Origin of the sequence: Paraeggerthella hominis (assembly GCF_021044775.1) — a bacterium.
GTDB classification, from domain to species: Bacteria; Actinomycetota; Coriobacteriia; order Coriobacteriales; family Eggerthellaceae; genus Paraeggerthella; species Paraeggerthella hominis.
The window spans coordinates 58,256-82,751 of sequence record NZ_JAJNOQ010000005.1; the positions used below are offsets into that span (position 1 = coordinate 58,256).

General features: G+C 61.5%; 23 protein-coding genes. 14 read left to right on the forward strand and 9 right to left on the reverse strand.

What is annotated here, in order from left to right:
- Positions 1-201: 201 nt before the first annotated feature.
- Positions 202-1,953, forward strand: coding sequence for a hypothetical protein (locus LQE90_RS06915; protein ID WP_216529083.1), 1,752 nt, complete (start codon positions 202-204; stop codon positions 1,951-1,953).
- A 47-nt stretch (positions 1,954-2,000) separates the two neighbouring features.
- Here LQE90_RS06915 and LQE90_RS06920 read toward each other — a convergent pair whose 3' ends face one another.
- Positions 2,001-2,981 carry a GGDEF domain-containing protein gene (locus LQE90_RS06920; RefSeq protein WP_216529082.1) on the reverse strand — a complete coding sequence of 327 codons (981 nt, stop codon included), beginning with the start codon at positions 2,979-2,981 and terminating at the stop codon, positions 2,001-2,003.
- Positions 2,982-3,050: 69 nt separating this feature from the next.
- Between LQE90_RS06920 and LQE90_RS06925 the strand changes: the two genes are divergently transcribed.
- Positions 3,051-3,482 (forward strand): hypothetical protein, encoded by a 432-nt coding sequence (locus LQE90_RS06925; protein WP_216529081.1) that lies wholly within the window; start codon positions 3,051-3,053, stop codon positions 3,480-3,482.
- 211 nt (positions 3,483-3,693) lie between these two features.
- On the opposite strand, the gene recN is transcribed toward LQE90_RS06925, so the two are convergent.
- Together recN and LQE90_RS06935 are read right to left on the reverse strand one after the other, a co-directional pair.
- The gene (gene recN, locus LQE90_RS06930) at positions 3,694-5,352 is read right to left on the reverse strand and encodes a DNA repair protein RecN (RefSeq protein ID WP_216529080.1); all 1,659 of its coding nucleotides are present in this window, start codon (positions 5,350-5,352) and stop codon (positions 3,694-3,696) included.
- A 130-nt stretch (positions 5,353-5,482) separates the two neighbouring features.
- On the reverse strand, positions 5,483-7,483 hold the full coding sequence (locus LQE90_RS06935; RefSeq protein WP_216529079.1) for a leucine-rich repeat domain-containing protein: 2,001 nt from the start codon (positions 7,481-7,483) through the stop codon (positions 5,483-5,485).
- 148 nt (positions 7,484-7,631) lie between these two features.
- Here LQE90_RS06935 and LQE90_RS06940 point away from each other — a divergent pair, with 148 nt between their 5' ends.
- The 3 genes from LQE90_RS06940 to LQE90_RS06950 all read left to right on the forward strand — a co-directional run bounded on the left by LQE90_RS06940 (position 7,632) and on the right by LQE90_RS06950 (position 11,857).
- The gene (locus tag LQE90_RS06940; protein ID WP_216529078.1) at positions 7,632-9,182 is read left to right on the forward strand and encodes a vWA domain-containing protein; all 1,551 of its coding nucleotides are present in this window, start codon (positions 7,632-7,634) and stop codon (positions 9,180-9,182) included.
- Complete coding sequence (locus tag LQE90_RS06945) at positions 9,179-10,702, forward strand: ATP-binding protein (RefSeq protein ID WP_216529077.1); 1,524 nt, start codon at positions 9,179-9,181, stop codon at positions 10,700-10,702. Before LQE90_RS06940 ends, LQE90_RS06945 begins: the two co-directional genes overlap by 4 nt.
- 105 nt (positions 10,703-10,807) lie before the next feature.
- Positions 10,808-11,857 carry a PDDEXK nuclease domain-containing protein gene (locus tag LQE90_RS06950; protein ID WP_216529076.1) on the forward strand — a complete coding sequence of 350 codons (1,050 nt, stop codon included), beginning with the start codon at positions 10,808-10,810 and terminating at the stop codon, positions 11,855-11,857.
- An 84-nt stretch (positions 11,858-11,941) separates the two neighbouring features.
- Here LQE90_RS06950 and LQE90_RS06955 read toward each other — a convergent pair whose 3' ends face one another.
- On the reverse strand, positions 11,942-12,712 hold the full coding sequence (locus LQE90_RS06955; protein ID WP_216529075.1) for a MerR family transcriptional regulator: 771 nt from the start codon (positions 12,710-12,712) through the stop codon (positions 11,942-11,944).
- Between the two features lie 170 nt (positions 12,713-12,882).
- On the opposite strand from LQE90_RS06955, the gene LQE90_RS06960 reads away from it, so the two are divergent.
- Positions 12,883-13,173, forward strand: coding sequence for a type II toxin-antitoxin system Phd/YefM family antitoxin (locus tag LQE90_RS06960; protein ID WP_216529074.1), 291 nt, complete (start codon positions 12,883-12,885; stop codon positions 13,171-13,173).
- Positions 13,174-13,357: 184 nt separating this feature from the next.
- Here the strand turns inward: LQE90_RS06960 and LQE90_RS06965 are convergent, their stop codons facing one another.
- Genes LQE90_RS06965 through LQE90_RS06975 form a run of 3 tightly spaced genes read right to left on the reverse strand, consistent with a single transcriptional unit; the run spans position 13,358 to position 15,089 of the window.
- Positions 13,358-13,987, reverse strand: a complete 630-nt coding sequence (locus tag LQE90_RS06965; RefSeq protein WP_216529073.1) for an NAD(P)H-dependent oxidoreductase — start codon at positions 13,985-13,987, stop codon at positions 13,358-13,360.
- Positions 13,984-14,490, reverse strand: coding sequence for a flavodoxin family protein (locus LQE90_RS06970; protein ID WP_216529072.1), 507 nt, complete (start codon positions 14,488-14,490; stop codon positions 13,984-13,986). The genes LQE90_RS06965 and LQE90_RS06970 overlap by 4 nt, the downstream gene beginning before the upstream one ends.
- On the reverse strand, positions 14,487-15,089 hold the full coding sequence (locus tag LQE90_RS06975; protein WP_216529071.1) for a TetR/AcrR family transcriptional regulator: 603 nt from the start codon (positions 15,087-15,089) through the stop codon (positions 14,487-14,489). The genes LQE90_RS06970 and LQE90_RS06975 overlap by 4 nt, the downstream gene beginning before the upstream one ends.
- A 261-nt stretch (positions 15,090-15,350) precedes the next feature.
- Between LQE90_RS06975 and hdcA the strand changes: the two genes are divergently transcribed.
- The 3 genes from hdcA to LQE90_RS06990 all read left to right on the forward strand — a co-directional run bounded on the left by hdcA (position 15,351) and on the right by LQE90_RS06990 (position 19,069).
- Positions 15,351-16,307 (forward strand): histidine decarboxylase, pyruvoyl type, encoded by a 957-nt coding sequence (hdcA, locus tag LQE90_RS06980; protein WP_114566573.1) that lies wholly within the window; start codon positions 15,351-15,353, stop codon positions 16,305-16,307.
- Positions 16,308-16,382: 75 nt separating this feature from the next.
- On the forward strand, positions 16,383-17,888 hold the full coding sequence (locus LQE90_RS06985; protein ID WP_216529070.1) for a basic amino acid/polyamine antiporter: 1,506 nt from the start codon (positions 16,383-16,385) through the stop codon (positions 17,886-17,888).
- Positions 17,889-18,076: 188 nt separating this feature from the next.
- Entirely contained in the window at positions 18,077-19,069 is a 993-nt protein-coding gene (locus tag LQE90_RS06990; RefSeq protein WP_231088240.1) for a DUF368 domain-containing protein, read from the forward strand.
- 62 nt (positions 19,070-19,131) lie between these two features.
- Here LQE90_RS06990 and bilS read toward each other — a convergent pair whose 3' ends face one another.
- The gene (bilS, locus tag LQE90_RS06995; protein WP_216529069.1) at positions 19,132-19,644 is read right to left on the reverse strand and encodes a flavodoxin family protein BilS; all 513 of its coding nucleotides are present in this window, start codon (positions 19,642-19,644) and stop codon (positions 19,132-19,134) included.
- Between the two features lie 209 nt (positions 19,645-19,853).
- Here bilS and dtd point away from each other — a divergent pair, with 209 nt between their 5' ends.
- Positions 19,854-20,300, forward strand: a complete 447-nt coding sequence (gene dtd / locus LQE90_RS07000) for a D-aminoacyl-tRNA deacylase (protein WP_216529068.1) — start codon at positions 19,854-19,856, stop codon at positions 20,298-20,300.
- A gap of 4 nt (positions 20,301-20,304) precedes the next feature.
- On the opposite strand, the gene LQE90_RS07005 is transcribed toward dtd, so the two are convergent.
- Positions 20,305-20,667 carry an arsenate reductase family protein gene (locus LQE90_RS07005; protein ID WP_216529067.1) on the reverse strand — a complete coding sequence of 121 codons (363 nt, stop codon included), beginning with the start codon at positions 20,665-20,667 and terminating at the stop codon, positions 20,305-20,307.
- A 143-nt stretch (positions 20,668-20,810) separates the two neighbouring features.
- Between LQE90_RS07005 and LQE90_RS07010 the strand changes: the two genes are divergently transcribed.
- From LQE90_RS07010 to LQE90_RS07025, 4 genes are all read left to right on the forward strand, one after another.
- Positions 20,811-21,602, forward strand: coding sequence for an EFR1 family ferrodoxin (locus LQE90_RS07010; RefSeq protein WP_216529066.1), 792 nt, complete (start codon positions 20,811-20,813; stop codon positions 21,600-21,602).
- 831 nt (positions 21,603-22,433) lie between these two features.
- Positions 22,434-22,814, forward strand: coding sequence for a GntR family transcriptional regulator (locus tag LQE90_RS07015; RefSeq protein ID WP_231088241.1), 381 nt, complete (start codon positions 22,434-22,436; stop codon positions 22,812-22,814).
- A gap of 48 nt (positions 22,815-22,862) precedes the next feature.
- Positions 22,863-23,750 (forward strand): ABC transporter ATP-binding protein, encoded by an 888-nt coding sequence (locus LQE90_RS07020; RefSeq protein ID WP_216529065.1) that lies wholly within the window; start codon positions 22,863-22,865, stop codon positions 23,748-23,750.
- A gap of 5 nt (positions 23,751-23,755) precedes the next feature.
- Positions 23,756-24,445 (forward strand): ABC-2 transporter permease, encoded by a 690-nt coding sequence (locus tag LQE90_RS07025; RefSeq protein WP_225748982.1) that lies wholly within the window; start codon positions 23,756-23,758, stop codon positions 24,443-24,445.
- Positions 24,446-24,496: the final 51 nt, after the last annotated feature.

Consider the following 24,496-nt stretch of genomic DNA (forward strand, 5'->3'; position numbering starts at 1 on the left):
ATGTTTTCTGGCGCTAAAACGTGTTTTTGGATCGACAATGGCCCCGCCGTTGCAATCGCAATCGCAACGGCATCGTTCGCTCTATGGCGTTTGCGCAAACGCCATAGAGCCCGCAAGATAACGCAAATACTTACAGTGCCATCATCGCTCCAACCCCTTCGTGCTACCATGAAACGATCAGCGCATCCGAAAGGGGTTCTTATGGGAAAACGCCTGCTCGCTATGGTCACAGCACTGGTTCTGGCCTGCTCGCTCGTTCCGAGCGTCGCATTTGCTGACGAAGGGGGCGGAACGCCCATTCCCGTCACGATCCAGATCGGCGAGAACGGTGCGCCAGTGGACACATCGGGCACCGGATGGACATACGAGAGCAACAAGCTCATCCTCCAAGCGGGATACGCGTTCACGCTCACGGGCCGCGCGTTCGACGCTTCCGGCGAAAACCGCGTCCGGAACAGCGGCGTCATCGTGGACGGTATCTTCGCCAACGGATCGAAGGGAAGCGGCTTCGCCGTGCGCAACGAAACGGGCGGCGTCATCCAGGGCGGCACGTTCAACGCGCGCGTCGGCAACGCCGGTACCATCCAAGGCGGCACGTTCGGCAGCAATCCGAACGACCCCAACGGCCCCTACGTGAGCACCTCCGGCGGCACCATCACGGGCGGAGAGTTCAACTGCCTGGTGATGGGATTCCGCAGCGGTTCTATCGAGGGAGGCACGTTCAACGGCGAGGTGCACAACGGCAACAACAAGAACCCCGGCGGCACCATCTCGGGCGGAGAGTTCAACGCGCTCGTAGACAACTACGGCACCATCGAGAACGGCACGTTCGAGGAAAGAGTCGACAATCACGGAACCATCGCAGGAGGCGCGTTCGCCGACATCACCAGGACAAAACCGTTTTGCTATACCGTGAATAACTACGGGTCCATCAAGAGTGGTGCGTTTTCGGTGGACGTCAACAACGACGAAGGCGGATCAATCTCCGGCGGCACGTTCGATGCGGATGCGTCGGAGCACGGCTATAGCAACAGCGTGACCAACTCCGGAACGATCGGCGGCGGCGAGTTCAACGTCGACGTCAGCAATAGCGGCACCATTGAAGGAGCGGGCACGTTCAACGCCTACGTGCAGAACGGCAACGCTCGATTCGATGCCGACAAGAATAAATCCTGCATTATCTCAGGAGGCACGTTCAACTCGGAGGAAATGTACAACTTCGGAACTATCGAGGGAGGAGCGTTCAACGGCTCGCTCTCCAACGATGGAACCATTTCCGGAGGCATGTTCCAGGGGCAGGTGGAGAACGACGAAGGCGTCATCAAAAACGGCCGTGATGCTGCGGGCGATCCCGTCATCCCCTGCTTCAGCAACCCGGTAACCAACGGAACGGGCGGATCGATCGAGGGCGGCCTCTTCGAACAGGGCATCAACGTTCAAGGCGGAACGACCACCTCGTGCACCTTCCCCGTAAGCGCAAGCCTGACCGGGCTTTCCCTTGCGGAAACCGGCGCCGAGCAGCTGGTCGCAATGTATCAAAAGGATAGCCAGGAGAGCAACCGCTTCACACTCGCAGCCGACACCGGCTACACGCTGCCCGCCTCGGTGAGCGTGCGCCTGGGGAGCGCCGACGGACAAGAACTGACCGCAGGCGCGGACTACACCTACGATGCAGCCACCGGCGTCGTAGCTATCAAGAAGAGCGCCGTCACCGGTCCGCTCTACCTTGCGGCAAGCGGCGTTCCGGTAGTTGTGCCCCCGACGCCCGCGCCCACGAATCCCGAGAACCCGGCAGCTCCCGCCCCGCTGCCCGAACCGCCGTCGAACGCGAAGGCACTGGCATCAACCGGCGATAGCCTGCTTCCGTCCATCGTGCTGAGCATCACCCTTATCGCGGGGGCAACGGCGGCATGCGCAGCGGTTCGCCGCAGGAAGCGATCACACCAGCGCTAACGCTTCAAGGCAAGGGGACGGAGCCCGGCTCATTTCGTCCCCTTGCCTTACTCCACGGGCATGGGCGGATACTCCATACCGTCCTCGTAACGAGCCACGCAGTTTTTCCCATGCGCCTTTGCCCAGTACAGCGCGATATCGGCACGGCGATACACCTCTTCGAAAGAGGGGACGTCGAACGCAACAACCTCCCCCACGCTCAAACCGACTTCCGGCGGAGCACCGCATGCACAGGTAAGATCGCCGAAATATTCGATAAGCGCAGCTGATTTCTCGCTCACGATAGCGGGATCGTACACGTCGGCCATGAACACCATGAACTCATCGCCGCCCAATCGGGCAACAACGTCGGATTCGCGAAAAAGCAGCTTCGCAATGCCAACGAGCCCCACCAGCACATCGTCGCCGATCAAATGGCCCAAATTGTCGTTAACGGCCTTGAAGCAGTCGACGTCAACCAAAAGGAAGGCGAAAGCGACGTCGGGCTGCTTCGCTCGGGCCAAATCGGCAAGCCGCGACAGCAGGTACGTCCTATTGCATGCTCCGGTCAACGCGTCGGTCTGAAGCTGCTGCACCAGTTTGACCTCTTCGGTTACGTCCATGATCTTTCCGACGTGCTTGACAGGACGACCGTCCGACCCCAAAAAGCGTCGACCGACCACGCGCCGATGCGCATACGAATCAGCCTCGACGAAAGACCCGTCGCCACCGCAGGGACGCAGCCGGTATTCAAGCGAGTAAGGCCGCTCCTCCCATCCGGGAGCGCCGCCGGGCAGTTCCAGCATACTGCGATCAGAACGATATCGTCCCAGATCATCAGGATGCACGAACTCTTCTTCGCGAACGGAACCACCGTACTGCTCAATAACAAGACGATCGCGCACCATGCCCCGGTCCCGGTCGAAGCAAGCGCTCGCCAAGGTGAGCCTGTCCTCAAGAACGTCGTATTCGAACACGACATCATCGGTCAGCTCGGCCACAATCTTGTATCGATCGCGCTCAAGGCTCTCGCGCCGCACCTGTTCCATCGATTGCGCCGACGTTCGATGCAGCCCGATCACCGGCCCCTGAAGTCCGTCGCAAACGGAAATATGCACATGCTCGATAAGCCAGGAATTTTCGACCAAAACGAATGCAATCGTAAGCTGGTGCTCTCGCTCGAGAAAAAAGCCGTCCGAATACGCACGATTTCGGACATTCAAGCGAATACGCGACACCGCAAGAGCATGGTCGCAAGATGCATGCGCCATACGGCACTCGCAAAAGACCAGCCGGGCATCGGCGGCGCGAACCAGGCCGCACACCTCTTCGAGCGCACGATGCGCACGCAATTCGCCCGAAGCGGCCGACGTTTCAAAACCGCACATCGAAAAGGAATCCGTCACATAGGCGTTCGCAGCAGCCTCATCGCACCGCCCAAAGCAGGCATCGATGAAGCTCCTTGCCTTCGTAAGCAAATCAAACGCCTGGTCAGCCATCGCCCCAACCTTCAAATCACCAGACCGCAAAGCGCGAACGCGTACGTGTAGCTGGTCTCTCCCCTTGAAATCATAAAGGGTTTCGCGACGAACGGCGAAAGAACCCGAGGCAATCCTAGCACAGGGCAAAGAAGGAAATCCCCCCCCCCCCGAAAATTTCCACGAGCAATGCAAAGTTTTAGGAGAGAGGCGAATCCAACAAAAGCGCGCGCAACCTTCGCGAGGGCTTGCGCGCGCTTTTCGCTAACACGTCTTTCGAGGGCTACCCCTGAACGGCATCGATCATTTCGCGCGCATGGGCAAGCGAGGCGTCCGTAGCATCGCCCGATAGCATGCGAGCGATCTCAGCCGGCCGATCCTCTGCGGAAAGGCGGCGCAGCTCGGTCTCGGGCATGCCGGATGCGCCGTCGACCTTCCGAACCACGTAATGAGCATGGCCGCGCACGGCCACCTGGGCAAGATGCGTCACCACGAGCACCTGATGCGTGCGGGCAAGATCGGCCAGCACATCGGCCAGGGCAACCGCCGTCGACCCGCCCACGCCGGCATCCACCTCGTCGAACACGAGCGTATCAACGTCGTCGGACTCGCCTAGGACCACCTTGATCGCCAACATCACGCGGCTGACCTCGCCGCCAGACGCGATGCGCGCCAGCGGTCGAGCCTGCATGCCGGAACCGGGACGGAACAAAAACTCGACGCTCGACGGCCCCGCTTTCGTCCAAGCGCTTCGATCGAGCGCCTGAATCGAGCAGACCAGCTGCGCTCCACCCATTTCCAAACGTCCCATGTGCTGCGTCACGGCAGCCGCGAAGCGAGGGGCGGCGTCGGCGCGAGCGGCATCCAGAGCAGACGCCGCATCGGCAAGCGCCTGCTCGGCGCGATCGACGGCCTGCTGGGCCGCGCGCTCCCGCTCGGCGGCGTCGTCTACTAAAGATACCAGGTCAGCGGCTTCTTCACGACATGCCAGCACGTCTTCCATACGCGGGCCGTGCGCGCGCAGCAAGCCTTGAAGCGCAGCCATGCGCTCCTGCTGCTGGGAAAGAACCTCAGGGTCGAACTCCACGCTGTCACGATAATCGCGCGTTTCACGGGCGATGTCCTCCAGAACGTATCCCGCCTCCCGCAGGGCGTCGGCGTACTCGCCCAGCTTGCCGTCATGACGGGCAGCGGCATCCAGAGCGCTTACGGCAACGCCGAGCGCGTCGACGGCCCCGCCTTCGCTCGCCAATGCTCCGTGGGCCGCATTTGCCGCCATTGCCAATGCCTCGGCATGCTCCACTCTTGCCAAATCGGCCGCCAGCTCTTCGTACTCCCCCTCGCGCGGCGACACCGCGTCGATGCGCTGGAGCACGAACCGCGCTTCATCGAGTTTCGCGGACGTCGATACCCCGGCCTCGCGAACGCGAGCGAGCTCAGCCGCCGCGGCGTCAGCCTGGGAAAACGCAGCTTCGTACGCGGCAAGCGCGTCCGCCACGGCTTCGCCCGCCCACGCATCGAGCATGCGAACATGGCTGGCGGGGCGCATGAGCCGTTGATGCTCGTGCTGTCCGCACAGGTCTATCGTGGGCGCAACCACGCGCGCAAGCTCCCCGACGCTGGCCATGCGCCCGTCGATGCTCACGCGCGACCGGCCGTCCGACGTAACCCGGCGCGAAACCACCAGATCATCGGCAACCGCATCATCTTGGCCATCGCCCAGAGCCGCAATCCCGAAGAACCGACCCGATACAGCCAGCGCGTCCTCGCCGTCGCGCACGGAATCTTTATCGGCGCGCGCGCCCATGAGCAGCTTCAACGCCGAAAGCAGCGCCGTTTTGCCCGCGCCCGTCTCGCCCGTGAGCACGGTCAACCCGCGCGCGGGCTCAAGCGCGGCTTCGCGTATCAGCGCAAGGTTCTCAACCTGTATCTCATCGATCATCGCGCACCTCTTGCAGCGTTGGTTCCATTCGGGCTCCCAGTATACCAGCCCTCGTCGCGTCGAAGCCGGATCGCCCAGCGAAGACAGAACCGGCAAGACAGGGAAGCGAAGTCCCCCTTCGCGCGCTTCCTTACAGCGCGAACCGATCGCGCAGCGAAGAGGGCGCGCTCGCCTCCGAGGCGCGCTGCTCGCGACGCCATTCCATCAAGTACGCCACGCAATCGGTGCGGTTGCACGAGCGCAAAAGCTCGATCTGACGGTCGAACGAGGCCTCGTCGATGAACCCGGCTTCCACCAACGCCTCAACCATGTCGCGATCGCCCTCGCGCGCGACGCGCTCCCACGCCTCCTTCCCGTATCCCCGCAGATGGGAGACGAGAACGACGCGCACACTGTCAGACAGTCGGTAGGGCGACGCAAGCCGATGCAGAAGCGCGCCCAAACGATCCGGCAAGTTCTTTCCCGATCGCAACAGCTCGTCGTAGCGCGCGAAGTCGAACGGAACGCCGTCGGGAGCGTCCACCAGAAAACAACTGAGCAGCTGGTCAGCGGAAACATGCACGATAGTTCCCGCATGCGACAATCGGCACACCGAATACTCGAAGCTGCCCTCGCCCACCGAGCGGCAACTTGCCGGAATGGGAACGGGGCCTTCCAGTTTGCGCGACCAGAAGCAATGCGCGCCGATGGAGCGCAAACCTTCGGGCAAGACCAGGCGCTTCGTTCCGCGGCACGCGTTGTCGCGCTCGATGACGCGCACCGTGTCGGGAACCACCACCGAGGCCGGGGCGAACGGCAGCGCCCTCACGCCGATGCGCACCAGCGGACGCCCTTCGACCTGTCGCGGAAGCGCAAGAATGTCGCTCGCGCTGGCCGACACGTAGTCCACCGTCGAACCGGCCTCGCCCGACGCCGCGAACTCCGTAGCCGCTTCGGCCGCTGCCGCAGACGGCGAAAGCTCGCGCGCGGCAGCGGCGGCAGCCTCGTCCGCGCCGCGCACGGCTACGGCGCGGACGGCAGCCTGCTCGGCGAAACGACGCGACACCGAAACGGGCTTCGGCGGACCCGCCACCAGCACGGCGCCCTCGTCATCGAAGTCGTACCAGCATCCGTCAAGCTCCACGGCAAAAGGCCCGGCCAAACGTACGCCGCGCTTGCGCAGGGCGCGGTACGCAGGAGCTTCGGCCGGACACTTCCAAACCGCATCGTCCCAACCGCGCGCATCCACGCGCGCAAGCGCGGCCGAGCAATCCACCACCGCAGGCGGCTCGCAACCGTCCGCAAACGCCGCAGCGGCCACGCGCTCCACGCCCTGCGGCAAACTCACGCGCTCGCCGTAAGGCGAAGCCAGAAACACCAGCTCTTTGCCATTGTCGGAAAACAGGCTTCCCTCGCGCGCGCAATAGCGCGCATTGGCCGCATCGACCGAATACTCCCGCCGCGCCAAGCGCGGGGAAACGCCTGCAAGGTCGCAACGCTGCTCGCCCAGCTGGCTTACGCCGCGCCCAAGGTGAATCCGCTGTGCAGACATCGCCGCGAACGCGTTCGCCGCAACGTGCTCCACCGTATCGGGCACCACCAGCAGTCGCACGCCCACGCCCTGCACAAACCGCCGGGCAAACGCCTCGACCGCCACGCGCACCACGGCGACGCCGTCCACGAACGCAGGAAGCGCAACCACTAGATCCTCGCTGCGCCCGACCGCGGCAGCAAAACGATGCAAGTCGAAAGCCGTTAGAGCATAGCCGCCCGGAACCTGCCGCACGCTTATCGCACCGCGCAGGCCTTCCTCCATGCGAGCCTGCATCGGCGAAGGCTCGACGGAATCGCCGGCATCCTGCTCGGCCGCTTGGGCCAGCAGCTCATCGAACTCCCCCATCCACAGCGCGCCGGCCGAGAACAAATCCCCCTCGCGGCCCTCGCCCGAAGCAGCATCGTCGGCGCCGTCGTTCGCCACCCATGCGCGGTACGCCGGAAGCTGGGGGGACCACACCTCGCCTTCCACCGCCCGAGCGGCTTCCACCACGTCCACGTCGCGCGCGTCAAGACGGGGTGGATTTTTGATCACTTGATCAATAAGATCATCGATGGGCGCCTGCGCACCATGATAGACCAGCGTGTTTTCCATCATAGTATTGTGCTACCTCCCAAAAACCTCTTGGTAACAGGTTTGTTTACCCTTGGCCTGCCCCATGCTACACTGCGGGAAGCGACGAAGGCAAGAGCCACCGCGAAGCCAGCACGCGCTTCGCACACGCACGTCCGTTCAAAGGAGCAACATGGCCGTCGAAGCCGTAGGTCCGCTTGCGCGGCAAGCGCTCGACCTCGCGAGAACCGAGCTGCTCGTGAACCTGAGGTTCATGAACGCTGCGTTCGCGCGCCTTACGTACCTCCCCGTGCCCGGTTCCACGTTCGCCACCGACGGCGCCCGCATACGGTACAGCCCCGCCAGCATCGCGCGCGCCTACGCGGACGAGCCGGCCTCGATTGCACGGGCGTACCTGCACATCGTGCTGCACAACGTGTTTCTGCATCCGTACCCGTCTGCGCGCGTGAACGCCGCATGCTGGGACGCCGCCTGCGACATCGTGGTCGAGCGCGCCATCAACGAGCTTGACCTGCCCGTCACGCGCACCGAGCGCGCCGATCGCCAACGAGCCGCCCTCGCGCGCATCGATGCCGACGTCCCCCTGGCAACCGCCGAAACCGTCTACCGTTACCTGATCGAGCAGCAGCTGGAAGACGACGACCTGGAAGCCCTGCGCGCGCCCTTCTACGTGGACGACCACGAACCCTGGCATCGCATGGCCGCGCAAGAGGCCGCGCGCAGCAAGGCCGATTCCGAGGAGGGCCGGCGCGACGAAGGGCCGGACGCACCGGATGGCGCAGCTTCCTCGCAGGCCGCGAAAAGCGGTACCGACATGGACCTGCCTCCCGATGCCGATCAGGCGAAACGCAACCATACGTCCCACCAAGCCGTCAGCCAGGACGACATCGCGCAAAAGGAAGCGCCCGAGAAAGCCGGCCGATCCATCGACGACCGATTCGCCGACACCGTGAACCTGGACCGATCGAAGGAGCAATGGAAGAGCGCGGCCTACGAGATGGGCGTGCAGCTAGACGCGTACGCGAAGCTCTGGGGAGTCGAGGGCGCGAACCTGGCCATGAATCTGAAGGCGGTCACGCGCGAGCGCCAGGACTATCGCGAGTTCTTGCGCAAGTTCGCGCGCATGGGCGAGCAGATTCGCGTAAACGACGACGAATTCGACTACGTGTACTATTGCTACGGGTTGGAGCGCTACGGCAATCTGCCCCTGATCGAACCGCTCGAATACGTGGAAGAGCGCCGCATCAGGGATTTCGTCATCGCCATCGACACCTCGGCCTCCACGAAAGACGGCCTGGTGCGCCGCTTCATCGAAAAGACCTACGCCATCCTGGCGAACGAAACCAGCTTCTTCGCCGACATGAACGTGCTCATCGTGCAGTGCGACGCCGCCGTCACGAGCGCCGTGCGCATCGGATCGCTGGCGGAGCTGGAGGATTATCTGGAAAACCTGGAGATCAAGGGGCTTGGCGGCACGGACTTCAGGCCCGTGTTCGCCCTAGTGGATAGCGAGATCGAGCGCGGCGATCTAACGAACCTGGGCGGCCTCATCTACTTCACCGACGGACAGGGCACCTACCCCGCCCGCAAGCCCGATTACGACACCGCCTTCGTATTCGTAGACGACGTATCCGCCGCAGCCGCCCCGCCCGTTGCCTCCTGGGCCATGAAAGTAGTACTGGACGAAACCTTCGTTTTGGAAGAGGAAGAGGACATCCGATGAACATTCGGCAAGCGAAAGACCAGATCAAAAACGCAATGATAGCCTACTTCGCAAAGGATGCGTTCGGCAACTACCGCCTTCCCACCGAACGCCAGCGCCCGGTGTTCCTGCTGGGAGCGCCCGGCATCGGCAAGACGGCCATCATGGAGCAGATCGCGCAGGAGCTTGACGTAGGCTTCGTGTCCTACTCGATGACGCACCACACGCGCCAAAGCGCGCTCGGCCTGCCGTTCATCGCGAAGAAAACCTACGACGGCAGCGAGTACGACGTATCCGAGTACACGATGAGCGAGATCATCGCCGCCGTATACGACGCGATGGAGGCGACCGGACGACGCGAGGGCATCCTGTTCCTCGACGAGATCAACTGCGTGTCCGAAACGCTGACGCCCGCCATGCTGCAGTTCTTGCAGTACAAGGTGTTCGGCCGTCATCGCGTACCCGACGGCTGGATCGTGGTCACGGCCGGAAACCCGACCGAATACAACCGCACCGCGCACGATTTCGACATCGCCACCTGGGACCGCCTCAAGCGCATCGACGTGGACCCCGATTTCGCGGTTTGGCGCGACTACGCCGTCGAGCAGGGAGTTCACCCCGCTGTGCTAACGTATTTGGACATCGAGCGCGATCACTTCTACCACATGGAAACCACGGTGGACGGCAAATCGTTCGTCACTGCGCGCGGATGGGACGACCTCTCGTCCATGATGAAGCTTTACGAAGAGCAGGGCCTCCCCGTAGACGAACTGCTGGTCAGCCAGTACGTGCAGAACGCCGAGATATCGAAGCGCTTTTCCGTGTACTACGACCTGTTCACCAAGTACCGGGCCGACTATCAAATTGACCGCATCCTGTTGGGCGAAGAAGACGAAACCGTGCTCGAGCGCGCGCAGGAAGCAGCCTTCGACGAACGCGTTTCGCTCATGGGCCTGATCACCGACGCTTTGGGCGGACGCGTGCGCGATGCCGTGCTGGAAGAGCGCGCCGTTGCGTTCGCGCATCGCGAGCTGACGGCCATCCGCGACGAAGCGGGAGCGAATGCAGAAGACGCGGACGAATGCGATGTGCTGCCCCAGCTGCGTGACCGATCCGCGGCCTTGCAGCGCCAGCTGGAAACGGAACGCAAGAACGGCCTGCTATCGGACGAGAAGTACGTAGCGTACGAGCGCACGTTGGCCCTGTTCGACCAAGCCATGCGCAACGCGGGTAGCTCGGTGCCGTTCTCCCAGGTAAAGCTGCTGTTCGGCGAATCGGTGAGCGCGCTTGACCAACATGTGGGCACTGCCGGGCAGGCGCTCGACAACGCGTTTGCGTTCGTGGAGCGGGCGTTCGGGGAAAGCCAGGAAATGCTGCTGCTGGTCACCGACCTGTCGGTCAACCGCTACAGCATGGCCTTCATCAACGACCACGGCTGCGATCGGTACTTCGAACACAACAAGAGCCTGCTGTTCTACGAGCGCGGCGCCGACCTGGCCGACCGCATCAACCGACTGGATTTGACGGAAGAAAACGCTTGATACACGAACTTTTGTTCTATATAATGGAACACACAATATACGTTGGTTGGGTGCTACCCTAACTTTCTCGCAAAGGACAGCCGCCTTCTTGAAAGGGGGCTGTCCATGGAACAGCTTTACGATTCCGCCTCGGATGAAACGGTTTACCAATCCGTTCGCTCAACGCTTGCGTCAGCGCGCACGAAAGCCGCTGCCGCCGTGAACGACGCGATGGTTTCCGCCTATTGGGAAATCGGGCGACAAATCGCCGAGGCGCAGGGAGATCGCGCCGAATACGGAAAGCACCTCATGAAATACCTGTCCGAGCGGCTGACCGCCGAGTTCGGCAAAGGGTTCACGGAGCGAAATCTCCGCGCCATGCGTCAGCTGTACCTTGCATACCCAATTCGGCACACACTGTGTGCCGAATTGAGCTGGTCACACTATCGCCTGATCATCCGCATAGAAGACCCTGTTCGACGCGACTTCTACGTCCGCTCCGCCGTCGAGGAGCGCTGGACGGTACGACAGCTTGATCGACAGATTCACTCGTTCTACTACGAACGCCTGCTGGCCACCCGTGCGGAGGGAAAAGACAAGGTTCGGCAAGAGATCCAACAGCTTGAGCCTCCGACCAAGGCAGACGACGTCCTCAAAGACCCGTACGTTCTTGACTTCCTCGAACTGAACGGAAATTCAGACTTCCTGGAAACGGACTTGGAACAAGCGCTCATGGACAAGCTTCAGCAATTCCTGCTGGAACTGGGAAAGGGATTCTCGTTTGTCGCCCGTCAACAACGCATCAGCGCCGACGGCGACCATTACTACATCGATCTTGTGTTTTACCATTACATCCTCAAGTGCTTCGTGCTGATCGATCTGAAAACAGGGAAGCTCACGCCGCAGGACATCGGCCAGATGGACTTCTACGTTCGCCTGTTCGACGATCAATGCACCCGAGCCGACGATAACCCCACGATCGGGATCGTCCTCTGCGCCAATCGCAACAAAACGGTAGCCAAGTACTCCGCGCTCGCCGACGGGAGAGGAATATTCGCCTCGCAGTACGTGCTCTGCCTACCGACCGAGGAAGAGCTGTCGCAAGCCCTCGAAACAACCTGTTTGCTCGCAAGCGAAGAGGACGACCATCCCAGTCCCACGGCAGAAAAGAGCTAGCCAGGGGCACGCCAGCCGCGCGCGAGCTTCGGCTGGACGCCGCTCCCATGGCGTCCAGCCGAAGCGCCAACGCCCCCGGCGCCACTACGAGCAGTACGCCTTGATGGCGTCGCGAAGAAACACGGTCGCACCGGGAGCCCATGCTTCGTAGTACGCCTTGAAGCGTTCGTCGGCTACATAGCCCTCGGCCAAGCAAGCATGCGCCTGCTTCGAGTACGTGCCGTCCTTCCAGAATGCGCACAGCCATTGGCGATGCAGGTCAGCGGCACGCTGGGCGTCTTCGCCCGCCGGGTCGCCCGCAGCCATGCCGGCCAGCAACGAGTCCTTGATCTGGGCCTCGAGCTCCTGCACGGCAAGGTACCGCTCCTCGCTCATGCCCATAAGCTTCGCGTTGCTGGCGTCGGCGGCCTCATCGCCCCAACGTTCGCGCACCTCCGCGCCGTACTTCTTCTCGTTTTCCTCGACGAGTCCCTTCTTGAACGCCTCGAACTTATCCTTGTCCTTCATGGTTTCTTGTCCTTCCAAGCTGGCGAGCGTTCTCTGAACGCTCGCGATCAATCCATCTATGCGAGCACGTCGAGACCGCAACTCGCGCAAATGCCCGGCCAAAGCCTCCCGCGCATCGAACGCAGGATCGTCAAGCAGTCGCTTTATGTCGCCAAGCGACATGTCGGCCTCGCGATACAGCAGAACCTGCTGCAGCCGATCCACCTCTGCAGGGCCGTACAGCCGATACCCGTTCGCAGCGCGCTGCGCCCGAACCAGCCCCGTTTCGTCGTAATGATGCAGCGCGCGCACGGTTGCGCCCGACAACTCGGCAAGCTGGTGAACCGTATAGGTTTTCTCATGCGGCATGCTGGCCTCCTTCGCCTCCGGCGCTCGTCGATCGCCCGAGCACCGGAATACAGCATAAACCCTCCCGTAACGAGAGGGTCAAGCAAGAATACCCGAATATTTCGCCTTCTTTCATATACTTTATTTCAGATAGCATTATGTACTTAACAAAGCACATTGAAAGGAGCGCTATGCCCTCCCCGATTGCACCGCTTCCCGTCATCAGGCCTATAACCGACCTGCGCACGCAGCCCAACAACGTATGCACGCAAGCAGCCGAACGGCGCAACCGGGCATACCTGGCTCTGCGCGAAGCGGAAATCGAGGAGCAGTACCGCCCCGAAACTCTGTCCGCCGAAGAGTCCGACGCGAGGTTGCGCGAGATATTCGCACTCCGGAATCTCGACTACGCACCGGTCGGAAACCGATCATGCTCGATCTCGCATGGAGGCAGCGCGCTCATCTCGACCGGAAGTCGATAGCCATCCACCTGGGGCTCGAATGCAAAAACCCACAAGCCGCCTTTGCGACGATACGGCGCATCGACGCCGCAACGCTCACCGTATGCCGTATACTCCGCCAACGTCAAAGCATCGACACGTATTCTCTCGTCGACCTGCCGGAATGAATCCGCCCACAGCGCGGGCGCCGCATCGGCGGCCCCGGCTACTCCGCGCGCAGCAGATCGCGCGGCTTCAAGCCGTTCTTTTTCGCCTGCGCATTCCAAGAGCGATGCCCCGCCATCCGGTAGAACAGGCGGGGGAAGTTAGGTTCCACGAACATCGTCTCGCCCGATCGCCCCTGCCCGATATCGTTCGCCAGCTCGTCCAAAGCGCGTCCCAGGTTCTTAAGCGGACCGACGCCCATCTTCGCAACTTGCGACATCTCGCCCGCTCCGACCGCCAAAGCCCGACCGCGGCGCATGCCGCAAGCAGCGCACCAGTTCCACAACATCTCGATGGCCAATTCGTTCTGACGCGCCTCGTAGAATCCGCTGTTAACGATCAGGTAGAGCATCGGCGCCGTCTGCGCCCTTGAAACATGCTCGCGGATTCGATCGAGCGCCTCGTACAAAGCGGAAGGTATCGCATCCGCGTACAACGGCAAGGCGATCACCAAAACATCGCTTGCAGCCACCGACTCGGCAAGGCGCTCGTTCGCGTCCGAGATCGCAGCTGCAGCTTGGCGCACCTCCGCATGCGCATCCTTTTCCATGCGATCCTTCAGCTGCTCAAGCAAGTACGCCGAATTGCTTTTCTTTGCTCGCGGGCTTCCACACAACAGCACTGCATTCATAGCGCAGCCTCCTTCGCTTGGTTTACGCCCTCGTGAAAATGCACATCAACCTCTGAAACGTTGAAGTTGACCGCGTTCGCCCGGACGAAGCGACGCGCCAGATCGCGTTCCTCGTGCGTGCTGGGCCCATAGAAATGAACCTCCTGGCGATACGCATGATCGTAGCGCATGGCATGATGCATCTGACCATCGACCATGCGGAAGTACGGCAGCAGGTACCCGATAGACCGATCGAACACAGCCTTGACGGAACGGGAATAGCCCCCGTACACCAAGGGGCTCACAACCACCACCGCATCGTTTTGCCGCAAAAGCTGCGGCATCTGCTGACACCGGTCGCGCAGCACGCACATACCCGGGGTTTTCAGCCAACAGCCGAAGCAGCCGATGCACATCCGAACCTCGGGCGTGGCCGAGAACAGCACGTCCCCGTCGGAAAAACCCTGCGCGAACGCCTCTTCCCCCATATCGCCCGCGTCGAAAATAACCAACCGCCTGCTCATAGCGTAGACCCCTTCTTGTTGGAAGTCGCAGCAAGAACGCGCTCGCCGCCCGCGAGCGACGACATGCCTCTGAATGCCTCGTCAAGCCGTTCGTACAGTTCTTCGTCGTCGAACCGCGCACCCGAAGCGAGCATGGTTGCCATACCGTGGGTATAGACGATCATGTGCAGGTACAACGTCCGCGCCGCAACGGAATCAAGCCCGCTCAGCTCCTCCACGCACCTCTCCACGTTTGGCAGTGCAACGCTGCGGTACACGTCCTCGAAGCTGGCAGCATCCATGTGCGCGGTCAGGTACAGGAACCGGAACAGGTTGCCTTCGGTGCGCGCCAAGCGCAAATGGGAAAGCCCGTTTGCCGCAAACGCGTTCGGAGCGCGATGCTCGTGCTCGCGGTTGTACGCGGCAACCCAGGCGCGCGCATGGTCGTATAGGGCTTTCACCAGGTTTTTCATGTCGCCGAACAGGCTGTATATAGGCTGCACCGAACAACCCGCGCGATCCGCGATAGCCCGCGCGCTCAGTGCGCCCTCCCCCTGTTCGCGCACAAGGGAAAGAGCTGCCTCGAGCACCGTCTCGCGCGTTACCTTCCGTTCCGGCATAACCGTACCTCCAAAATAACAACTGTTATATAACGATTGTAATATACAGCACGCGCGAAGGTCGTAAAGCAGCAACCCTCCTAAATAAGGAAAACCCCTATCTGAACAAGGCAAGAAAACCGGCGCCTCGCGCGCCCCGGCCCATTCAACGCTTCAGCATCAGCGCGAGCACGTCTCGGTCCCATCTTTTTACCGCCCGGGACGCGAAAACCGGGCCGTCCTACAATCTGCGCGAATCGTATCCGCAACGAAAGGACCTTCATGAAGAACATCGAAGAACGCCGCAACCGCACCATCGCCCGCACCCCCAACCTTCACGCGACCATGCGCGCGCCGCACATCGACAAGACTGCCATCAGCCCGTACGACGACTACTGCGACGGCTACGGCATGCCAGGCGCCTACGGCAACGGATACGTATCGGTCCTCAAAGTGTCCGCCGGAACGGTCGAGAAAACCAACGACATGCTGATCGACGGCATCGTTACCTACGACAAAGCCGAAACGGCCGATGCCTACGTCGGCCAGATCAACATGCTGACCGCCTCGTCGTTCTGCGGCATGGCCGGGCAGGTTTGGGGCTACGACCTAGCTCGACATGACGACATCGCATCGGGCGCAAGCACACCGCTGTTCACCGAGAAGCAGTTCGATGGCAGCGAGCTCAAGGTGTTCGACGCGCAGCCCTTGCTCAATGCCGGCATCGAACTGTTCGGAACGGCCGAGAACCGTCGCTACCACCCCATCCCCGGTGCGCACACCATCTGCGCCAACAAGGGAATCACGGCGTACCGCCCCAAGGAAGACCGCCCGCTCAAGGAAGGCGAAGCGTACGGCGTATGGTCGTTCATCGCCATCTCGCTTTCCGCGGACCGCGATTTCGCAGCCGACCTCTTCATCGAAGACGCCGGCGTCTGGACCGAAAACGACAACGAGCAGGACATGCTGGCTTACCTGGAGCAGCATCGCAAGGAGATCGTCTGGTCCGTGGTCGAATGCGGACGCGACTCCAGCGTGCTGTTCGACCGCACGTACGTGAGCTTCGCCTACCGCATGATGAAGCCCAACGAGATCGGCAACGCCATCACCGTAGGACCCTACGTCACGCTCGCGCGCAACGCCGTGCCCGCAACCGGCTTCGCATCCCTCAACAGCCTGCATCTGTCCGACTGGCTCAAGCAGATGGACTTCGAACCGCTTACGGACCTGGCAAACTAGCGCATCGCGCACCCCATTCGCACCCTGGCGCGTCCGCCCTGGCGGGCGCGCCCTCATTCGACAAGGATTGGAATCATGGCAGACAACACCGCACCCGGTTCCAACGGAAGCAGCGCACCGGCACAGGACAGCTCCAAAAAAGTTGGCCTGATCGGCCTGGTAGGCATCGTCATCAGCGCGATGATCGGCGGAGGCATCTACAACCTTCCCCAGAACATGGCGCAGGACGCTTCCGCCGGAGCCATTATTATCGCCTGGGTGGTCACGGGCATCGGCATCTGGTTCATCGCGAACACGTTCCGCATCCTGTCGGCCGCGCGCCCCGAACTGACGAACGGTCTGTACACGTACGCCGAAAAGGGCTTCGGCAAGCTCATCGGCTTTTTCGTGGCGTACGGATACTGGATATGCAACTGTTTCGCGTTGGTGGCCTACTCCGTTTTGGTCATGGCCACGCTCAATTACTTCGTGCCCGACTTCGCCGGTGGCAACAACATCCCATCCATCATCGGCGGCTCCATCATCACCTGGGCAATGTATTTGCTTGCGCTGCAAGGCGCGAAGCAAACCAGCTTCCTGAACATCATTGGCACGATCGGCAAGCTGCTGCCGGTTGCCGTCTTCATCTTGGCCGTTGCCACCGTATTCAAGCTCTCGGTGTTCATGGAGGGTTTCTGGGGCATGAAGGGCGGCATCGACCTTAGCTTCACCTGGGACAACGTCATGCCGCAAGTGCAGGCGACCATGCTGGTGACCCTGTGGCTGTTCCTGGGAATCGAAGGCGCCGTGGTCGTGTCGGGCAAGGCCAAGTCGCAAACGGCAGTGCGCAAGGCCACGACCATCGGCTTTTTGGTCACCCTGCTGCTCTACGTCATCGTATCGCTTCTGCCCTTGGGCGTGTACTCCCAGGCCGACATCGGGAACATGGCCGACCCGTCCATGGCCGCCATCATGCTGGACAAGTTCGACAAATGGGGCGAGATCCTCATCAACGCCGGCGTTATCATATCGGTCCTCAGCTCTTGGCTGGTATGGATGCTCATGCTGGGCGAGATGCCGCTGGCCGCCTCCAAAAGCGGCATTTTCCCGAAGGCGTTCGTCAAGGAAAACAAGAAGGGATCGCCTTCGACCTCGCTTCTGTGGACCACCATCGTCGTGCAGATCGTGCTGATCGTGTCCTACTTCATCGGCAACAACGCCTGGACCACTATGATCAGCATCACCAGCGTCATGGCGCTGCCGTGCTACCTGTTCTGCACGCTGTTCCTGTTCAAGATCGCGCTCGACGAAAGCTACCCGAAAGGAATCTTCGCCAGCCGCGGAATGGCCCTGCTCACGGGCGCGGCGGGATCGCTGTACGGGCTATGGCTCATCTACGCAGCCGGCTTGAACTACCTCATGGTCGCGTGCATCGTGTACGCCGTCGGCCTGCCGCTTTACGTCGTGGGCATTCGACAGCACGACCCGAAGGCCCGGGTGTTCGAGAAAACCTCGGACAAGGTCATCGTCGCCGTGGTGATAGCCTTGGGCATCGCGGGGCTCGTCTACTCGATAATCACGTTCGGACACGTGGCGCCGTAAGCGCAGAAGGCATGCTCCGCAAACGCAGGCAAGCATCCATCCGCTGCATCGCGACATCTCGAAACGCCCGGAACCGCACTCGCAGGTCCGGGCGTTCCCGCTTCGCCGAACGCCGATGCACCCGCTCAAGAATCTGTATATCTTGCAGGAACAACGGGAATCGCTGGACGTTTGCAAGATCGTGAGCCATGCTATACGTTCTGACGATGCGCGCCGAAGAGGGTCGGCTGCGCACAATCGATGCGGGAGGTTCCCTTACTATGTCCATTGCCGGCGTTATCATCAACTTCGTGCGCGGATTCTGCATGGCCCTTGCCGACAGCGTCCCCGGCGTTTCAGGCGGCACCATCGCCTTTCTGCTGGGATTCTACGACCGGTTCATCGGCTCGCTCGACGACTTGTTCCACGGTCCGAAAGCCGCCAAGATCGATGCCGTCAAGTTCCTGCTCAAGCTAGGATTCGGCTGGATAATTGGATTCGGGCTTTCGGCGCTTGTGCTGACCAGTTTCTTCGACTCGCATATCTACCAGGTCAGCTCGCTGTTCATGGGATTCATCGTGTTCGCCATCCCCATTGTCGTCCTTGAAGAAAAAAGCACGCTGAAAGGCCATGCCGCAAGCCTGGTCTTCGTTGCAATCGGCGCCGCCGCAGTCGTGGCCATCACCCTGCTCAGCCCCGTATCGGACGAAGGCGTAAACGTGGCCGTCGGCAGCCTGAACCCCGGGATGGTGGCCTACGTGTTCTTCGCCGCCATGGTTGCCATTTCCGCCATGGTGCTGCCCGGCATCTCCGGCTCCACCCTGCTGCTGATCTTCGGCCTGTACGTGCCCATCATGGGGGCCGTGCGCGCGGTTATGGGATTGGATTTGGCCTATCTGCCCATCTTGCTGGTGTTCATCGCGGGCGTTGCCTGCGGCGTCCTCTTGTTCGTGCGCCTGATCAGGATGTGCCTCAAGAAGTTCCGGCCGCAGACCATGTACGCCATCGTGGGCATGATGCTCGGCTCGCTGTTCTCCATTACGCAAGGACCGCTCACCCTGACCGAGCCCCTGCCCGCCATGAGCCTGGATACGTTCAGCCTGCTGTTCTTCGTGATCGGCGGCGTGGTGGTCGGCGGTTTGCAGCTGTTGAAAACGCGCCTGGAAGACCCGGCGGAAGCACGCAAGGACAAGGAAGCGTAACGAAGCGCACGCCGACCCCTCGCGACGCTCGTCCAGGGTCGGCGCGCAATCTCCAAACGGCGTCAGACCTGCTTGACCGCCGCCTGCAATCGCGCAACGTCGGCATCGTCCGGATGGCCGACGGCCGCGTCGAAGTTCTCGATAAGCTGCTGCATGCGCGCGGCTTGAGCCGGCTGGGCCTGGGCCGTACGCTCGTAGCGAGTGCGCACGCTTTCGTTCATCTGCCCTTGGCACATGAACGATCCCGCGATGCGGGCAGATTCGGGAACATGCCGAGCCACGCGTGCCATTACGCCCGCAAAGTACGTCTGATCTGCGCCGAAGCCCGCGGTTCCGAACAGGAACACGTCCTTGTCCTCCAGCTGGGACAGAACTTCGGCCATCTCGTCGGTGCAGTCGCCCCGATTCGTCCAGAATCCCGCGTACACGCGATCCGCCGCCGCCAGATCCTCCGAAGTCACGTCTCCAACGCGTCCGAACGTCAAAATTTCTTCCGCAGGCAGCGCTTCCTTCACCGCGCAAGCCAATCGTTGCGTATTCCCCGTGCTGCTGTCGTACACGATTGCGTAGCTCATGGAAGTCCTTTCGCCAACGCGCGATTGCGCCTCAACACCTGATCGTCTTATGCCCGATACGTTATAACGCTCGGAAGCGTTTTTGCAAACGCGCGGCCAGCGGCCCCATGAAAGCCACGCATAAACATCCCGCGTGCATCCTTGCCCCCGAAGCCCTTCTTGCCGTAGGATTCTTGCAGCAAGCAAATCTCGCAAGCAAAGGAGCCTCCATGAGGGCAGTCGTTCAACGCGTAAGCCGTGCGCAGGTGGAAATCGACGGCAACACGGTAGGATCCATCGGAAAAGGCCTGGTCATTCTTTTGGGCGTGGGCCATGAGGACGCCGAAGACCAAGCGGAGCGCCTCTGGAGCAAGATAAGCCGCCTGCGCATATTCGAGGACGAAAACGGCAAGACGAACCTGTCGCTTGCCGACGTGCACGGCGACGTGCTGGTGGTTTCGCAGTTCACGCTGTTCGCGAACTGCAAGAAGGGAAACCGCCCTTCCTTCACGCAAGCGGGCGCGCCCGACGAGGCGAACCGATTGTACGAATGGTTCGTCGAACGGGCGCGCCGCGACGTGCCGCGCGTGGAAACGGGGCGCTTCGGAGCCTACATGGACGTAAGCCTGACGAACGACGGCCCCTTCACCCTTTGGCTCGATACCGACGCGCTCTAAACCGCTACAGAAGAGCCTGCTCCCACTCGGCTTCCTTGAAGCCCACCAGCACGAAGTCCTCGCCCACCACAAGCGGACGCTTCACCAGCATGCCGTTCTCGGCAAGCAAGGCGTAGGCGTCCGCATCGCTCAGCCCTGCATCGAGCAGCGCCTTGATATTGCGCTCGCGGTACACCATGCCGCTCGTGTTGAAGAAGCGGCGCAAAGGCAGCCCGCTTCTCTCATGCCAAGCGGCAAGCTCTGCAGCCGTCGGGTTGTCCTCCACGATATGCCGATCCTCGTACGTAACTCCCTGCTGGTCGAGCCACGCCTTGGCCTTTTTGCACGTTGTGCATTTCGGGTACTCCAAAAACAGCACGCTTGCCATACGCTCCTCCTATCACCGGAAACGCTCCGTCAAAGACTTGTTGCGCTCATGATACCAAAGGCCGCAAGCGCAGGCTCCCTCCCCTTGCTATACTGGGAATATGTGCCAACTACAGGGCAGGGGCAAACCGAAAGGCGGCTACTATGATCTTCTATTTCACTGGAACCGGCAACTCTCTTGCAGCCGCGAAGATCGTAGCCAAAACAACCGACGACCTGCTGGTCGACATGGGCAAAGCCTACAAGTACAAGGACTTCGACTTCACCTTGGAGCAGGGAGAAGCGCTCGGCTTCGTCTTTCCCACGTACGCCTGGACCACGCCTCCTCTCGTGGACGAATTCATACGCCGCGCGAACTTCCGCACCGGCAACAAAGAGGTGTTCGCCCCTTGCTACTGCTACGCCGTTGTCAGCTGCGGCGCGTTCGTCGGAAACACCGCGCGCATCTTTGCGGATCGACTGCGACGCTGGCAGGGAATCAATCTGGACGCCTCGTTCAGCGTGAAATCGGTCGGAAACTGCACGTACCTGTACGCGCCCGCTCAGGGAGAGAAACGCGAGCGGCTTTTAGCCCATGCGGAAGTCGAGGCCCATCGCACGGCCCTGCGCATCAAAGCGCGCGAATGCGTGCACGCCGAGCGACGCAACCCCTTGGGCATCCTGCTTTCCCAGGTCACCGAACAAGACGAGAAGCCGCGCTCGACCAAGGATTTCCACACGCTTCCCACCTGCATCAGCTGCGGCCGCTGCGCCGATATATGCCCGACGAACACCATCACGCTCATCGACGGCACGCCGCGCTGGGCTGAGCTGGGCTGCACGCAATGCCTTGCCTGCCTGCACCGATGCCCCGTGAACGCCATCCAGTACGGCAACAAGACCGAAGCGCGCGGGCGCTACGTGAACCCCGTGCTCGGCCCAGCCAGGCGCGCCTAGCCCTTCCCCGAAAACCTCGAGCCCTCCGCCAGGCCAAGCCGGGCGCTTGCAAAAGGGTTGCTGCCCCATGGGCCGCCCGGGTTGCGCGAGCCGCGAACGGGGCTGTCGTCGCGCAGGCTACCTGGAGCACGCAAACCGAAAACGGGGTCGAGCCACACTGGCCGCACGACAGCACGAGCCGAAAACGGGACCGCCACCGCCCAAGCCGCGTCTAAGCGGCAAAACCACCTAGCTGCGCACGAAAATCCAGCTTCGCTGGCAGGTTCTGACGGTTTGAGGTCGTTTGACGTCCGCTGCAAGTCAGCCGTTTTCGGTCCGGATTCGCCACGCGCTCCTGAACAGGCACGATGCAAAGCGCTCTTCAGCCGAAAGGATGGCGAAAGCGAATCGACGACCTCAAACCGTCAAAACCTACCAACGGTGGCCGTTTTTCGCGCGCACGCTTCCATTCGCCAATCCTGAGCACCGTCGAACCCTGTCCCTTGCTTGGAGCATCACCGTCACGGGCACGCGGAGCAAGCTGAACGGCGGCAGCCCAAGCCAGGAAGCAAGATGTCCAACTGAAAAAGATGCTCGCTCGCATCTTGACGCGATCTCGTCAACTGATTATAGTGTGCATATCGGGTATATACACACTGTACAGTTCGCTATGCACACCATCGAACATGCAGAGGCGAAGCCCGATGGAGCCAGCAAGGAACGTGCTTGCGACCTCCCGGCGCGCGGCAGGACGCTGCAGCGCGCCACCCGGATGCTCCGGGGACGCCCGAGCATCCGCGCACCACTTCGCTGCAGGCAACCCCGCGGCGAATACGAACTGGAACAGGAGCGATGTTGGACATCATCATCTCAAACGCAAGCGACAAGCCCATCTACGAGCAGATCACCAGCCAGCTGAAAAGCCTTATCCTGGCAGGCGAGCTCGCAGAAGGCCAGCAGCTTCCTTCGATTCGCGCGCTGGCGAACGACCTGCACATCAGCGTCATCACCACGAAGCGCGCCTATGCCGACCTCGAATCGCAAGGATTCGTCGAAACGGTGCAGGGCAAGGGCAGCTTCGTAGCCGGTGGCAACATGGAGCTGCTGCGCGAAGAGCGTCTTCGCCATATCGAAGACCTGCTGGCGAAGGCGGCGAGCGAGGCGCGGGACTCTGGCGTGAGTCTCGCAGAGCTGCATGACATGCTCGACCTGGTGGCAAGCGGCAACATCTAGACGCATCCGAAACGAGCGAGCATCGCACACGACCGAAAGTGACGACTGATGAACGACCTTTTGAACATACAAATCCTCTCGAAGCACTACGACGGCTTCGACCTGCAGGACGTGAGCCTGCGCGTGCCTTCGGGCAGCGTAGTGGGATTCATCGGCAGCAATGGAGCCGGCAAAACTACCACCATTAAATCCATCCTTGGCTTGACCAGGCCCGACAACGGGCAGATTGCCCTGTTCGGCGAAGAAACCATAGGGGCTCCCTCCAAGCGTCTCGCCGAGTTGAAACAGCGCATTGGCGTGGTCTTCGACACTTGCTCCTTCCCCGAGGAGCTGACGGTCGAAGCCGTGGGCAAGCTCATGTCCGTAAGCTACCGCGCATGGGACGCCGCGGGCTTTCGCGAGCGCATCAAGCAGTTCGAACTTCCTCCGAGCAAGACGGTGAAGGACCTCTCGCGCGGCATGAGCATGAAGCTGTCTTTGGCATGCGCGCTCTCCCACGACGCCGATCTGCTCATCTTGGACGAAGCAACCGCCGGTCTGGATCCGATGGCACGCGACGAAACGCTCGACACCTTGCGCGCTTTCATGACCGACGAGAACCACGGCATCCTGATGTCCAGCCATATCACCAGCGACCTGGAGAAGATTGCCGATTACATCGTGTGCATCGACGAGGGGCGCATCGTGTTCTCCATCGAGAAGGACGCCATCGTCCATCAGGCGGGCATCGCTCAGTGCCGCGCGTCCGAGTTCGCCGCCCTGGCGGACAGCGGGCTGTACGCACCGGGGAGCCTGCACTACGCCCGCAACGCGTACGGCACCTCGGTGCTGGTGCCCGATCGGTTCGCCTTCGCCGAGAATTTCCGCGACGTCGTGGTGGAACGCGCCGACATCGATTCGTACATGAGCCTCATGCTGAAGGGAGAAGTACTGTGAACGCCATGCTCCTGTCCGATCTTCTGATCGCGAAGAAATACTTGATGCCGCAGGTGGGGCTCGGTATCGTCGTGGGTATATTCATGTGCATCATGATGGAGAACATCTACGTGATCGCGCCCGCCATCGCGGCAATGACCCCGTTTTCCGTAGCGTTCACCATACTGGCTTTCGACGAACGCGGGGGCTGGGAGCAGTTTAGGCTGGCGCTGCCGCTATCCCGCAAACACGTCATCACCGGGCGCTACGCAAGCTTCGCGGTGATCGCCATAGTCGGATTCATGACGGGCATCGTTGCCACGGGCCTGGTCATCATTGCAGCAACACTGTTCTCGAACGTGCCGCAGCTAGCCGCGCTCATGGTGAACTTCTCGTGGCAGGCTATCGTCTTGGCAAGCATCACGGGCGTTGCGGTCATCGTGGTCATGCTATCCGTCGTGCTGCCGATGGTCGCGCGTTTCGGCATGACGAAAGCGGTTCGATTCGCGCCCCTGATCATTTTCTTCGGCGTGTTCTTCCTGTTCACGGCAGGCGGCAACGGCGAGGTTCCCCAATTCCTCGCCAACCTTGCAAGCTGGGTGCAAACGCCCGAGGGAACGCTGGGAATGGCCGGTATCGTAGTGGCCGCCGCCGCAGCCCTCTACGCGGCATCGTGCGCACTGTCCATCAAGTTGTACGAACGACGCGAATTGTAAAGCGGGAACCGTACCGGGGCTGCTGTCCGAGCAGCCCCTTCGGAAAGGAGC

Bases quoted from the DNA above. Each gene is read 5' to 3' on its own strand.
- LQE90_RS06915 (WP_216529083.1), top strand. From the start codon at position 202: ATGGGAAAACGCCTGCTCGCTATGGTCACAGCACTGGTTCTGGCCTGC.
- LQE90_RS06920 (WP_216529082.1), bottom strand. From the start codon at position 2,981: ATGGAACAGGTGCGGCGCGAGAGCCTTGAGCGCGATCGATACAAGATT.
- LQE90_RS06925 (WP_216529081.1), top strand. From the start codon at position 3,051: ATGCTCGATAAGCCAGGAATTTTCGACCAAAACGAATGCAATCGTAAG.
- recN (WP_216529080.1), bottom strand. From the start codon at position 5,352: ATGATCGATGAGATACAGGTTGAGAACCTTGCGCTGATACGCGAAGCC.
- LQE90_RS06935 (WP_216529079.1), bottom strand. From the start codon at position 7,483: ATGATGGAAAACACGCTGGTCTATCATGGTGCGCAGGCGCCCATCGAT.
- LQE90_RS06940 (WP_216529078.1), top strand. From the start codon at position 7,632: ATGGCCGTCGAAGCCGTAGGTCCGCTTGCGCGGCAAGCGCTCGACCTC.
- LQE90_RS06945 (WP_216529077.1), top strand. From the start codon at position 9,179: ATGAACATTCGGCAAGCGAAAGACCAGATCAAAAACGCAATGATAGCC.
- LQE90_RS06950 (WP_216529076.1), top strand. From the start codon at position 10,808: ATGGAACAGCTTTACGATTCCGCCTCGGATGAAACGGTTTACCAATCC.
- LQE90_RS06955 (WP_216529075.1), bottom strand. From the start codon at position 12,712: ATGCCGCATGAGAAAACCTATACGGTTCACCAGCTTGCCGAGTTGTCG.
- LQE90_RS06960 (WP_216529074.1), top strand. From the start codon at position 12,883: ATGCCCTCCCCGATTGCACCGCTTCCCGTCATCAGGCCTATAACCGAC.
- LQE90_RS06965 (WP_216529073.1), bottom strand. From the start codon at position 13,987: ATGAATGCAGTGCTGTTGTGTGGAAGCCCGCGAGCAAAGAAAAGCAAT.
- LQE90_RS06970 (WP_216529072.1), bottom strand. From the start codon at position 14,490: ATGAGCAGGCGGTTGGTTATTTTCGACGCGGGCGATATGGGGGAAGAG.
- LQE90_RS06975 (WP_216529071.1), bottom strand. From the start codon at position 15,089: ATGCCGGAACGGAAGGTAACGCGCGAGACGGTGCTCGAGGCAGCTCTT.
- hdcA (WP_114566573.1), top strand. From the start codon at position 15,351: ATGAAGAACATCGAAGAACGCCGCAACCGCACCATCGCCCGCACCCCC.
- LQE90_RS06985 (WP_216529070.1), top strand. From the start codon at position 16,383: ATGGCAGACAACACCGCACCCGGTTCCAACGGAAGCAGCGCACCGGCA.
- LQE90_RS06990 (WP_231088240.1), top strand. From the start codon at position 18,077: ATGCTATACGTTCTGACGATGCGCGCCGAAGAGGGTCGGCTGCGCACA.
- bilS (WP_216529069.1), bottom strand. From the start codon at position 19,644: ATGAGCTACGCAATCGTGTACGACAGCAGCACGGGGAATACGCAACGA.
- dtd (WP_216529068.1), top strand. From the start codon at position 19,854: ATGAGGGCAGTCGTTCAACGCGTAAGCCGTGCGCAGGTGGAAATCGAC.
- LQE90_RS07005 (WP_216529067.1), bottom strand. From the start codon at position 20,667: ATGGCAAGCGTGCTGTTTTTGGAGTACCCGAAATGCACAACGTGCAAA.
- LQE90_RS07010 (WP_216529066.1), top strand. From the start codon at position 20,811: ATGATCTTCTATTTCACTGGAACCGGCAACTCTCTTGCAGCCGCGAAG.
- LQE90_RS07015 (WP_231088241.1), top strand. From the start codon at position 22,434: ATGTTGGACATCATCATCTCAAACGCAAGCGACAAGCCCATCTACGAG.
- LQE90_RS07020 (WP_216529065.1), top strand. From the start codon at position 22,863: ATGAACGACCTTTTGAACATACAAATCCTCTCGAAGCACTACGACGGC.
- LQE90_RS07025 (WP_225748982.1), top strand. From the start codon at position 23,756: ATGCTCCTGTCCGATCTTCTGATCGCGAAGAAATACTTGATGCCGCAG.